The 12015-nt window shown below is 68.3% G+C and carries 12 protein-coding genes; 8 read left to right on the top strand and 4 right to left on the bottom strand.

Going from position 1 to position 12015, the window contains the following annotated elements; translation table 11 throughout:
* Window positions 1-30 precede the first annotated feature (30 nt).
* From TFC3_RS08805 to TFC3_RS08785, 5 genes are all read left to right on the top strand, one after another.
* Window positions 31-1818, top strand: coding sequence for a DEDD exonuclease domain-containing protein (locus TFC3_RS08805; protein ID WP_067497934.1), 1788 nt, complete (start codon window positions 31-33; stop codon window positions 1816-1818).
* Between the two features lie 87 nt (window positions 1819-1905).
* Entirely contained in the window at window positions 1906-3675 is a 1770-nt protein-coding gene (locus tag TFC3_RS08800; RefSeq protein WP_067497931.1) for a bifunctional (p)ppGpp synthetase/guanosine-3',5'-bis(diphosphate) 3'-pyrophosphohydrolase, read from the top strand.
* Window positions 3676-3757: 82 nt separating this feature from the next.
* Window positions 3758-4204: an NUDIX domain-containing protein gene (locus TFC3_RS08795; RefSeq protein ID WP_067506271.1), complete on the top strand. Its 447-nt coding sequence runs from the start codon at window positions 3758-3760 to the stop codon at window positions 4202-4204.
* Window positions 4201-5031: an NTP transferase domain-containing protein gene (locus tag TFC3_RS08790; RefSeq protein ID WP_067497929.1), complete on the top strand. Its 831-nt coding sequence runs from the start codon at window positions 4201-4203 to the stop codon at window positions 5029-5031. The genes TFC3_RS08795 and TFC3_RS08790 overlap by 4 nt, the downstream gene beginning before the upstream one ends.
* 34 nt (window positions 5032-5065) lie before the next feature.
* Window positions 5066-5353 carry an Lrp/AsnC family transcriptional regulator gene (locus TFC3_RS08785; RefSeq protein ID WP_067497926.1) on the top strand — a complete coding sequence of 96 codons (288 nt, stop codon included), beginning with the start codon at window positions 5066-5068 and terminating at the stop codon, window positions 5351-5353.
* A 198-nt stretch (window positions 5354-5551) separates the two neighbouring features.
* On the opposite strand, the gene TFC3_RS08780 is transcribed toward TFC3_RS08785, so the two are convergent.
* From TFC3_RS08780 to TFC3_RS08765, 4 genes are read right to left on the bottom strand one after another with little or no spacing between them, the layout of a single operon-like run.
* Window positions 5552-7168 carry a ubiquinol-cytochrome c reductase cytochrome b subunit gene (locus TFC3_RS08780; protein ID WP_067497923.1) on the bottom strand — a complete coding sequence of 539 codons (1617 nt, stop codon included), beginning with the start codon at window positions 7166-7168 and terminating at the stop codon, window positions 5552-5554.
* Entirely contained in the window at window positions 7165-8289 is a 1125-nt protein-coding gene (locus TFC3_RS08775) for a ubiquinol-cytochrome c reductase iron-sulfur subunit (protein ID WP_067497920.1), read from the bottom strand. Before TFC3_RS08775 ends, TFC3_RS08780 begins: the two co-directional genes overlap by 4 nt.
* Window positions 8286-9134, bottom strand: a complete 849-nt coding sequence (locus tag TFC3_RS08770; RefSeq protein ID WP_067497916.1) for a cytochrome c — start codon at window positions 9132-9134, stop codon at window positions 8286-8288. Before TFC3_RS08770 ends, TFC3_RS08775 begins: the two co-directional genes overlap by 4 nt.
* Window positions 9135-9184: 50 nt before the next feature.
* On the bottom strand, window positions 9185-9784 hold the full coding sequence (locus tag TFC3_RS08765; RefSeq protein WP_067497913.1) for a heme-copper oxidase subunit III: 600 nt from the start codon (window positions 9782-9784) through the stop codon (window positions 9185-9187).
* Window positions 9785-9920: 136 nt separating this feature from the next.
* On the opposite strand from TFC3_RS08765, the gene TFC3_RS08760 reads away from it, so the two are divergent.
* The 3 genes from TFC3_RS08760 to trpD form a co-directional block, all read left to right on the top strand.
* On the top strand, window positions 9921-10880 hold the full coding sequence (locus TFC3_RS08760; RefSeq protein ID WP_082771932.1) for a cytochrome c oxidase assembly protein: 960 nt from the start codon (window positions 9921-9923) through the stop codon (window positions 10878-10880).
* Window positions 10881-10933: 53 nt separating this feature from the next.
* Window positions 10934-11380 carry a hypothetical protein gene (locus TFC3_RS08755; RefSeq protein ID WP_067497909.1) on the top strand — a complete coding sequence of 149 codons (447 nt, stop codon included), beginning with the start codon at window positions 10934-10936 and terminating at the stop codon, window positions 11378-11380.
* 29 nt (window positions 11381-11409) lie between these two features.
* Window positions 11410-12015 (top strand): anthranilate phosphoribosyltransferase (gene trpD, locus TFC3_RS08750; RefSeq protein WP_067497906.1); only part of this gene is annotated, 606 nt, incomplete at its 3' end.

Raw genomic sequence — 12015 nt, 5'->3', positions numbered from 1 at the left:
ATGTCACACCCCCGCTCTAATCTGCCCGCCGTGGCACAACCGGCATATGTGCAGGGCACTCTGGACACCCTCCTGAGCGCTGACGGTTCCGTCGATCCGGCGGCGCTGTCCCTGCGCGACACAACGTTCGTGGTTCTCGACCTGGAAACGACCGGCGGCGCGCCGGACGGCGGTGGCATCACCGAGATCGGCGCGGTCAAGGTGCGCGCCGGGGAGGAGCTGGGAGTCTTCGGCACCCTGGTCAACCCGGGGGAGCGGCTGCCGCCGTTCATCACCGTGCTGACCGGCATCACCGAGGCGATGCTGGCCCCGGCCCCGCCGATCGAGCAGGTGCTGCCCAGCCTGCTGGAGTTCCTGCGCGGGGCGGTGCTGGTGGCGCACAACGCGCCGTACGACGTCGGGTTCCTCAAGGCCGCCTGCGCCCGGCACGGCTACACCTGGCCGCAGCTGCGCGTGGTGGACACCGCCGCGCTGGCCCGCCGGGCGCTGACCCGCGACGAGGTGCCCAACCGCAAGCTCGGCACGCTGGCGCAGTTCTTCAACGCCACGGTGCAGCCCACGCACCGCGCGCTCGACGACGCCAAGGCCACGGTCGACGTGCTGCACGGGTTGATCGAGCGGCTCGGCAGTTACAAGGTTCACACTCTCGGTGACGCGATCGAGTTCGGCAAGGCGGTCACCCCGGCTCAGCGGCGCAAGCGGCACCTGGCCGACGACCTGCCGCACGCGCCCGGCGTCTACGTGTTCCGCGCCGCCGACGACCGGCCGCTCTACGTGGGCACCTCGGTCGACATCGCCAAGCGGGTGCGCAGCTACTTCACCGCCAGCGAGAAGCGCGCCCGGATGTCCGAGATGATCACCGCCGCGGCCCGGGTGGAGGCTGTCGAATGTGCCCACTCGCTGGAGGCCGAGGTGCGCGAGCTGCGGTTGATCGCGACGCACTCCCCGCCGTACAACCGCAGGTCGAAGTATCCGGAACGGGTCGTCTGGCTGAAGCTGACCGCCGAGGCCTACCCCCGCGTGTCGGTGGTCCGGCAGTTGGCCGACGATGACGCGGCCTATCTGGGGCCGTTCTCCTCCCGCCGCACGGCCGAGCTGGCAGCCGCTGCGGTCTATGACGCCGTGCCGCTGCGCCAGTGCACGCACAAGCTTTCGATCCGCACCACAGTTCCGGCCTGCGCGCTGGCTGAGCTGGGGAAATGTCCCGCGCCGTGCGAACACAGAATCACTTCCGAGCAGTACGCCCACAGCGCCGCGGATCCGTTTCGCACCGCCACCTACGGCGACCCCGAACCCCTCGTGGAGGCTCTGCTCGCCCGCATCGAGGTGCTGTCGGAGCGCCAGCGCTACGAGGAAGCCGCCGTGGCGCGATCCCGGCTGGTGGCCCTCCTACGCGCAACTGTGCGGATGCAGAAGTTGCACGCGCTGACCAGCATCGGGGAACTCGTCGCAGCGCGGCGCAACGACTCGTACGGGTGGGAGATTGTCGTTGTCCGCCACGGCCGGCTGGCCGCCGCCGCGACCTCACCACCTCGCCTGCACCCGCGACCGACTCTGGATCTGGCTCGCGCGACGGCCGAGACGGTCCTACCCGGACCCGGTCCGGTGCCCGCCGCCACCGCCGAGGAGACCGAACGGATTCTCGCCTGGCTCGACCGGCCAGACACCCGGCTGGTGGAAACTTCCGGCGACTGGGTGTCACCGGCCCGTGGCGCTGCGCGGTTTACTAGCCTTCTCACCAGGGCGGAAGCGGCCGGGTCATCCTTTCGCTCATCGGTAACTGACCGTTCGGCCGACACTCGCTCGCCTAGGCTGTAGGGAACGTGCGGGAAAGCCGGGCATATCCTTTTGGGAATGCGCGGGGGAACCGCGCAGGGAACTGCCTTTTGGTGAGGGGGTGTCCGAGTGGACGTCGACGCCGGCCACGGCGCCGCACTGGGACGTGCCCTGCCTACGCCGTTCACCCAACGGCTGCGCTCATTTCTGAGCCTGCAGGGCGACGACGACGACCCGGTTACCACTCTGACCCGCACGCACCGGGCGATCCATCCGTCCGCTGACGCCGGCGTGCTGCGCCGCAGCTACGCGGTGGCGGAGAACATGCACCGGGGTCAGTTCCGCAAGAGTGGCGATCCGTACATCACCCATCCGCTCGCGGTCGCGCAGATCTGCGCCGAGCTCGGCATGGACACCACGACGCTGGTCGCGGCGCTGCTGCACGACACCGTCGAGGACACCAGCTACACCCTCGAGACCCTGCACAGCGACTTCGGCGCCGAGGTGACCCACCTGGTCGACGGGGTCACCAAGTTCGACAAGGCGTTCTACGGCAAGGCGGCCGAAGGCGAGACGATCCGCAAGATGATCGTCGCGGCCGGCAAGGACGTCCGGGTGCTGGTCATCAAGGTGGCCGACCGGCTGCACAACATGCGCACCCTCGGCGCCCGCTCCCCCGCCTCGCGGGCCCGCATCGCCACCGCCACGCTCGACGTGCTGGTCCCGCTCTGCGACCGGCTCGGCATCCAGGCGCTCAAGCGCGACCTCGACGACGTGGTGCTCTACCACCTCGAGCCGGATTCCTACGCCCGCATCGACGAGCACGTGAAAAACCGCCCCGGCTGGAACGAGTACCTCGCCGACGTCACCGCCAAGGCCCGCACCGCGCTGCGCCGCCAGCGGGTCAGCGCCGATGTGCAGCCGCGGCCCCGGCACTACTACTCGATCTGGAAGGACACGGTCGCCGGCGAGCACAGCATCCCGTTCGACCTGCCCCGCATCGCGGTGGTCGTGGACGGCCCGGAAACCGACTGCTATGCCGCGCTCGGCGCGATCCACGGCCAGTGGCGCCCGGTGGCCGGCCGGTTCAAGGACTTCATCGCCTCACCCAAGAACAACCTCTACCGCTCGCTGCACACCACGGTCACCGGCCCGGACGGACGTCTGGTGGAGGTGCTGATCCGCACGATCTCCATGCACCGCTGCGCCGAGTACGGCGTCGCCACCGGCTACCGCTACCCCAAGTCCGAGCCCGATTCCCCCGGTCAGGACCAGCTCACCTGGCTCAAGCGGGTGCTGGACTGGCAGGAGGAGACCACCGACGCCAGCCAGTTCCTCGCCTCGCTGCGCTGCGACCTCGCCGAGGCCCAGATCACCGTGTTCGCCAAGGGACGCACGATGGAGCTGCCGGCCGGCTCCACCCCCGTCGACCTGGCGTACGAGCTGAGCCCCGACAAGGGCGACCAGACGCTCGCCGCGACCATCAACGGCCGGCTGGCACCGCTGAGTTCGGAGCTACGCGACGGTGACGTGGTGGAGATCTTCACCGAGTCCGAAGGCGAGCAGGTCGCGCCGGAGCAGGCCCCGCGCGGGCCGCGCAAGGAGTGGCTGGGCTTCGTCAAGTCAACCCAGGCGCAGATGCAGATCAACCGCTACTTCGCCGAGGAGAACGCGCCCGGCATCAGCATCCAGGACAAGGTCCGGCTGGGCCGCGCCACCATCGGTCTCACGCTGCGCAAGCACGACCGCGGCCTGGCCAGCGAGGTCCCGCTCCGCCGGCTGGCCGAGGAGCTGGGCTATCCCGACCTGGAGACCATGCTGGTGGCCGTCACCGAGCGCAACCTCGAGCCGGACCAGGTGGTCGAGCAGCTCATCGCGCTGGTGGACCACCCGGACTGAGTCCTTTGATCTCCCCCGATAACCTTCAGGGGTGAAAATCCCCCGGCGCGTTCGTGGCACGGCGTACAAGGCTTTCTATTCGATGCCGCATCCGCTGCGCCGCCGGATCGTGCGCATGGTCGTGCCGAAATACCTGGTCGGTGCGGTCTGCATCATCCGCGACGCCGCCGACGAAGGCAGCCTGTTGCTGCTGCGCCAGCCCGGTCACCGCGGCTGGGGCCTGCCCGCGGGCCTGCTCAAGAAGGGCGAGCTGCCGCACGTCGGGGCCGCCCGGGAGCTGCACGAGGAGTCCGGCGTACGCATCCACCCTGACGACCTGGTCCCGGCGGTGCCGAATGCGATCGTGCACGCCAAGGGCTGGGTGGACACGGTCTTCCTGGGTTCGGTCCCGGCGTCGACCACGGAGCTGGTCGTGGACGGCGGCGAGGTTCTCGAGGCGCGCTGGTGGCCGCTGGACGAGCTGCCCCAGCTGACCCCCAACACGGCGCTGCTGCTGGGCAACTACGGCATCGGCCCGCGCGCGGCATGACCGACATCTGCGCGGTCATCCTGGCCGCGGGCGAGGGTCAGCGCCTGCGTCCGCTCACGACGCTGCTGCCCAAGGCGCTGTGCCCGGTCGGCAATGTCCCGCTGCTCGACCGCGCCCTGCAGCGGGTGGGCACCCTGGGCCTCGATGACCCGTCCACCGTGGCCGTCAACGCCGCGTACCTGGCCCAGCAGATCGTTGACCATGTGGGCACCCAGGCGTACGTCTCGGTCGAGCCCGACGGTCCGCTCGGCACGTCCGGCGGCTTGGGCCTGCTCCGCCCCTGGATCGACGGCCGTGGGGTGCTGGTGGGCAACGCCGACGCGTACCTGGCTGGTCCCTCGGGCGTGGCTGAGCTGCTCGACGGCTGGGACGGCACCACGGTCCGGATGCTCACCACCGCGGCTCGCGCAGATCAGCGTGGCGAATTCAGCGGCCAGCGCTTCGCCGGCTTCTCCCTGCTCCCCTGGCGCTATGTGCAAGATCTGACTCCGCACTTCTCCGACCTGGTCCGGACCGTCTGGCGCCCAGCCGAGGCGGCCGGAGAACTGCAATTGATCCGGTACGCCGGAAGCTACATCGACACCGGAACGCCCGCCGACTACCTATCGGCCAACCTGCACGCCGCTCGCGGCTCAATCGCCGCCTCCGCGTCGGTCACGGGTTCCGCGATTGAGTCGGTGATCGGTGCGGGCGCCACCGTGGCCGGAACCGTGACCGAATGCGTCATCTGGCCAGGAGCGACAGTGGACGCCACGGAGTCGCTGCGCCACGCAATCCGCGCCGGCACCGACATGACGGTGCAGGTGGAAGCCGCAGCACTAGCATGAACCGGAACGCCGACGCCGACCCGAGGAGCCCTGCGTGAACACCGCGATCGTGCACATCGACTGCGCCACCGACTCGATCCCCGAGGTGGCCGAAGCCCTCGCGGCTCTGCCCGGCGTCAGTGAGGTCTACTCCGTGGCCGGCAACGTCGACCTGATCGCCATCGTCCGCGTACCGCGCTTCGACGACATCGCCGAGGTCATCGCCGGCCGCATCTCCAAGACTCCAGGCGTGCTCAACACCGAGTCACACATCGCCTTCCGGGCCTACTCCCGCCACGACCTCGAAGATGCCTTCGCCATCGGCCTGCCCGACGCCGACTGAGCCCCTGGCCTGCGGGGCCGGACCCGATGGCGGCGGAGTCGAAGCCACCGTTCAGGCGAACCCTGCCCACGCTCACGGCAGCTCGCCGGAACAAACCGCACGCTCGCCCCGCGGTGGCAGCCTGGCTGCCGGAGACACAGCGAAGGGGGCCCCTTCCGGGACCCCCTTCAAAGCCTTACCGTCCGGCTCACTGCCAGGTCAGCGACCCGAGATGATTTCCTCGCGGGTGGAGCCGGACACCGGCGGGACGGCCGGTGAAACCGGGGCTTCGGCCGGCTTTTCAATGGGGAAGAAGAAACCCTTGATCGCCGGGCCGAGAGCGCCCACTCGGTTCATCTTCTTCGGGACGACCCAGCCTGCGTAGTCGAGCGGCAGCGGGTGGCCGTGCTCGTCGACCGGGCCGAGGGGCTGGTGGACCTCTTCGAAGCGGCCGTCAGGCAGGCGGCGGATGATGCCCGTCTCCACGCCGTGGGCCAGGACCTCGCGGTCGTGCTGCTGCAGACCGAGGCAGATGCGCACCGAGATCACGTAGGCCAGCGGCGGCAGGATCACCAGGCCGATGCGGCCCGCCCAGGTCATCGCGTTCAGGCTGATGTGGAACTTGTCAGCGATGACGTCGTTAGCGCCGGAGATCGTGGCGATCATGAAGAACGTGAAGGCCATGGCGCCCACACCGGTGCGCTCCGGCGCGTCACGCGGACGCTGGAGGATGTGATGCGACTTGGTGTCCTTGAGCCGTCGCGCCTCGATCGTCGGGTACAGCATCGGCAGCGTGAACAGCGCACCGAGGCCGACCACAGCGGGCCAGAACAGCGGCGGGAGCACGTAGCCGTCGCCGATCGGGAAGTCGATCTGCCAGGCCGGCATCAGGCGGACCAGGCCGTCCATGAACATGACGTACCAGTCGGGCTGGCTGGCTGAGGACACCGCCGAGGCCAGGTACGGGCCGAACAGCCAGATCGGGTTGATCTGGAACAGGCCGGCCAGCAGCGCCACGGTGCCGAAGACGGCCATGAAGAAGCCGCCCTGCTTGAGCGCGTACCGCGGGAACATGCGCTCGCCCACGACGTTGTCGTTGGTCCGCATCGGGCCGGGCCACTGGGTGTGCTTCTGCTTGAAGACCAGGCCCAGGTGGACGCTGATCAGCGCGAGCAGGCCACCCGGGATGAGCAGCACGTGCGCGATGTAGAAGCGGCCGATGATCAGCTCGCCCGGGTATTCGCCACCGAAGACCGCCGCCGAGAGCCACGTGCCCACGACCGGGATGGACAGCATGATCGCCGAGGCGATGCGCAGGCCGGTGCCGGAGAGTCCGTCGTCGGGCAGGGAGTAGCCGGTGAAACCGGCGAAGAAGCCGAGCAGGAACAGGATGATGCCGATGGTCCAGTTGGCCTCACGCGGCTTGCGGAATGCGCCGGTGAAGAAAACACGCGCCATGTGCACGACGATCGACGCCATGAACAGCAGCGCCGCCCAGTGGTGCATCTGGCGCATGAACAAACCGCCGCGGACCTCGAACGAGAGCCGCAGGGAAGATTCGTAGGCCGCCGACATCTCCACGCCGCGCAGGGCGGTGTAGGGGCCGTCGTACGTGACTTCACGCATCGACGGGTCGAAGAACAGCGTCAGGAACACGCCGCTGAGCAGCAGAACGATGAAGGAGAAGAGCGCGATCTCGCCGAGCAGGAACGACCAGTGGTCGGGGAAGACCTTGTTCAGCAGGGCACGCAGCGGGGTCGCGACCTGGTAACGGTCGTCAGCACCCTTGCCGATGTTAGCGGGGACCTGGGCCAGGTCCAGCTTCCGGCGTTTCATGGCCGCTCCCAGAAGTCGGGTCCGATGGCTTCCCGGTAGTCAGACGCTGCCACGAAGTACCCCTCATCGTCCAGTTCAAGGGGCAACATCGGCAGTCGGCGGCTGGCCGGTCCGAAAATCGGGCGTGCGTTGTCGGTGATCAAGAACTGCGACTGGTGGCACGGGCAGAGCAGACGGTTGGTCTGCTGCTCGTACAGGCTGGCGGGGCAGCCGGCGTGCGTGCAGATCTTCGAGTACGCCACGTAGTTGCCGTGCATGAAGCCCTTGTTGACCTTGTCGGTCTCACTGGCCGCGCGGGCTTCGGCGGCGTCCTGCTCGCGCAGGTGCACCAGCAGCGTGGGCGAGTCGGCGTACTTGTTGCTCGCACCGCCGGGGATGCCCGGGAAGACAGTGATCTGACCGCCGACGCTGACATCCTCGGGGCGAACCGGGCTGCCGTCCTCGCGGGTGAGGTGCACGAGCTTGCCGTCCTGCGGCACAGGGTCGAAGCCGGTGTGGTACATCATCGGCTCGTCGCCCTTGTGCGGGTTCTCGATGAGCCCACCGATCAGCGGTGCTGCCGCAGCCAGGCCGAGCGGCGCCATGCCGAGCGCGATCGCACCCTTGAGCAGCGGCCGGCGCTGCACGCCGAGCTCGTCCACCAGGTAGGCCATGGTCTGACCGGTGATCAGCCGGTCCTCGTCGCTGGACGGCTGGTTGTGCCGGTCCTGGATCGAGACCTCGTGCGGCAGCAGCTTCTTGGCCCAGGCCAGGATCGCGAAGCCCAGGGCGAACAGCGAGATGCCCAGCGTGATGCCGAGGATCGGCGTGTAGTAATCGCTCAGGGTGTGCCCGAGCTCGAACTTCCACGGCCAGACGATGAAGAAGACGACGAACGCCAGCGCCGCCAGGCCCGAGATGATGAACAGCAGCGAGATGTTGCGCACGACGCGCTTCTCGGCCTTGGAGTTCCGGCCCTCGAACTGCGACTCGTACGTGACGATCTCGATGTCGTCGCGGCGGGCGCCCTCGCGAACGATGTCGAAGCGCGACAGCTTCGGGTCGTTGACGTCGACGGGCTTGGTGCCGGAGCCCGAGCCGTGGCCGCCGTGTCCGTGTGAGCCCTCGTGAGTGACGGTCATGACTTCCCCGCAATCCACAGCGAAGCGAACACCAGGATCGTGATGCCGACAACGAAGATCGCCAGACCCTCGGTCGCCGGGCCGTAGCCACCCAGGTTGAACAGACCGCCCGGGTCCTTGTCGTCCTGGATCTGCTGCGTGATGTAGGTGATGATCTCGGTCTTCTGCTCCGGCGTGAGCTCGTTGTCGCCGAACACCGGCATGTTCTGCGGGCCGGTGAGCATGGCGCCGTAGATCTGCTGCGGGCTCGGGTCGTGCAGCGAGGGAGCGAACTTGCCGGAGGACAGCGCGCCGCCGGCACCGACGTTGCCGTGGCACTGCGCGCAGTTGAGCCGGAACAGCTCACCACCGTTGGCCAGGGCCTCGGGGTTCTGCTTGATGTCCTGGGTCAGCGAGCCGGCCGGGATCTGCGGGCCGCCACCGAGCTCCTGGATGTACTGTCCCAGCTGCTTGGTCTGCGTCTCGTCGAAGACCGGCCGCTTCTGCTCGGCCTGGGCTTCCTGGCGCGTCATCGGCATGCGGCCGGTGCCGACCTGGAACTCGACAGCGGCGGAACCGACGCCGACCAGGCTCGGCCCACGGCCTTCGACACCCTGCGCCTGGGGGCCGTGGCAGGTGATGCAGCTGTTGTTGAACAGCGCCTGGCCCTCTTGCGCAGCGGTGGAGAGCTGCTTGTCGTCCTGGGCGAACGCACCGGGCGCGAAAGCGGTGTAGACGCCTCCGGCGAGGGCGAGCGCGGCGAGCATGCGCACCGCGGCACCGACGCGCCGGCGAGCGCGGCTCGGCGCGGAACGCCGCCGGTTGAACACCCGGAAACGCCGTCCGGCGGGGGTGTCAGAAGTCATGGGCTGTGTCCCTCTGGGTCTTGACCTTGGTACTCACGGACGGCGACGGGCTACTGCAGCCAATAGATCATGGCGAACAGCGCGATCCACACCACATCGACGAAGTGCCAGTAGTACGACACGACGATCGCCGACGTGGCCTGCGCCGGGGTGAACCGGCCCATGGTCGTGCGGATCATGTAGACGATGAAGGCGATCAGGCCGCCCGTGACGTGAAGACCGTGGAACCCGGTCGTCAGGTAGAACATCGAGCCGTAACCGTCGCCATTGATCTTGATGCCCTCATGGACGAGGTTGCGGTATTCGTTCGCCTGCCCCAGCACGAAGATCAAGCCCATGACGAAGGTGATGGTGAACCAGCGCCGCAGCGCGTGGACGTCACCCTTCTCCGCCGCGAACACGCCGAGCTGGCAGGTGACCGACGACAACACGAGGATGACCGTGAACGTCGTCGCGTACGGAATCTTGAGAGCCTCGGTGTGCTCTTCCCACATGCTGTAGTCCGCCGCGCGGATCGCGAAATACATGGCGAACAAAGCCGCGAAGAACATGAGCTCGCTGGAGAGCCACACAATGGTCCCCACGCTGACCATGTTGGGACGGGTCAGCGAGTGGATCCGGCTCTTGTCGATGGCTGGGGCCGCTGTCACGGGCTCATTATTGCTCCGCGATCACCTCAACGTGTCACGGGGGGCCGAATCCGGTACGTGTCGTTGCCCGGTAGAACGCGCGCACGCTCGCTGGGCCTAGCCTCAAGGGGTGCAACACGTCGAAACCCCTGCGCTCATGCTTGCGGTGGAGGATACTGTCCCCCCGCCATTCAGCGTCGGGCAAATCTTCACGCAAATTCATCTGACCAGCCTCATCGCCCTGTTCCTGCTGGTCGCGGCGGCCCTCTACGGGTACGGGGTGACCAGGCTCAAGCAGCGCGGCGACGCCTGGCCCACCGGTCGCACCGTCGCCTTCATGCTCGGCGGCCTCGGATCCATCGCGGCCGTCACAGTCACCGGCATCGAGGCGTACGACACAACGCTGCTCAGCGTGCACATGGTGCAGCACATGGTCCTGTCCATGGTGGGCCCGATCTTCCTGGCCCTCGGCGCACCCGTCACCCTCGCCCTGCGCACGCTGCCGAAATCGAGCCGCAAGGTGGTCCTGGCGGTCGTCCACAGCCGGATAGCGCGAGTTCTGACGTTTCCCCTGGTGGCGTTTGGCATCTTCATCGCCAATCCGTTCGTGCTCTACTTCACCGGTCTGTACCGGGCCACGCTTGAGCACGCCTGGCTGCACGAGTTCATCCACGTGCACTTCATCATCACGGGCTGCCTGTTCTTCTGGCCACTGCTGGGCCTCGACCCGTTGCCGAACAGGTGGCCGTACCCCGCACGTGCTCTTCTCATGGTGTTGTCAGTGCCCTTCCATACTGTGCTGGGCCTCACGATCATGCAGAGCAAGACGCTGCTGGGCGGCGATTGGTATCCCAACCTGCACCTGACCTGGGTAACGCCCCAGTCGGATCAAGTCACCGCCGGTGGCATCCTGTGGGCCGGCGGTGAGCTGGTCAGCGTCACGATGCTGGGCATCCTGGTGGTCCAGTGGGTGCGCCAGTCCGAGCGCGAGGCCAAGCGCATCGACAGGGCGCTGGATCGCGCCGAAGCCGAGGAAGCCGCAGCGACCGGGAGCAAGATCACAAACAAGATCGACACCGAAAACGCCACGGTACGACCACAGCCCGACGCCGGCTAACCGGTTGGCTATGCTCACCGGGCACCTACGAGCGTGGGAAGCCGGGGCGAATCATGAGCGACGACAGCAAGCCCGAGCCGGACACCTACACGGTCCTGCTCTACAGCGACGACAGCGCGGTCCGCGACAAGATCCGCCTCGCGATCGGCGTACGTCCCGCGGCCGACCTCCGGGTCGAGTTCGCCGACGCCTCCACCTGGGAGGAATGCCGCCGCCTGCTCGACGACTACGAGATCGACCTGATGGTCCTCGACGGCGAAGCGGCCCCGGCCGGCGGCCTCGGCATCGCCCGCCAGACCAAGGACGAGTACGCCGATCCCCCGCCCACCTGCGTCGTGATCGCCCGCGCGGCCGACCGCTGGCTGGCCGCGTTCGCCCAGGTCGACGAGACCCTCGTCCACCCCCTCGACCCGGTAACCACGGGCCGGACGATCGCCGCCATGCTGCGCGCCCGCCGCGGCGGAGCGGTGCCGCTGGGCACCCTCGGCACGCTGGGCTAGCTCACTCCCCCGCCCCCCTTGGAGCCCCCATGAGCGCACCGACCTGGCCCAACCTGCTGAGCGCCCTGCTGCGCTCCGACGAGCTGACGGCCCAGGACACGGCGTGGGCCATGGGCGAGATCATGGCGGGCAACGCCACCCCGGGGCAGGGGGCCGGGTTCGCCGTGGCCCTGCGCGCCAAGGGGGAGACTCCCGCCGAGCTGGCCGGTCTCGTGGAGGCGATGATCGCCAACGCGACGCCGGTCAGCCTGCCGGACGAGCTGCGCGCGGACGCCATCGACGTGGTGGGCACCGGCGGCGACCGAGCCCACACGGTGAACATCTCCACGATGGCAGCCATCGTCGTGGCGGCCGCCGGCGTCAAGGTCGTCAAGCACGGCAACCGCGCCGCCTCCTCGGCATGCGGCACAGCTGACTTGCTCGAACACTTCGGCATCCCGCTCGACTTGGGCCCCGACGGCGTCCGCCGCACCATAGCCGAGGCAGGCATCGGCTTCTGTTTCGCCGCCCGCTACCCCCCCGGCATGCGCCACGCCTCGATCACCCGCCGCGAGCTGGGCCATCCCACTTTCTTCAATTTCCTGGGCCCCCTGACCAACCCGGCCCGCCCCCGCAACGCGGCTGTCGGCTGCTTC

The sequence above is a fragment of the Actinoplanes sp. TFC3 genome (genome assembly GCF_001553785.1).
Taxonomy (GTDB): domain Bacteria; phylum Actinomycetota; class Actinomycetes; order Mycobacteriales; family Micromonosporaceae; genus Actinoplanes.
Note: the sequence above shows the minus strand (reverse complement) of the source record. Positions and strands in the feature narration are given on the sequence as shown.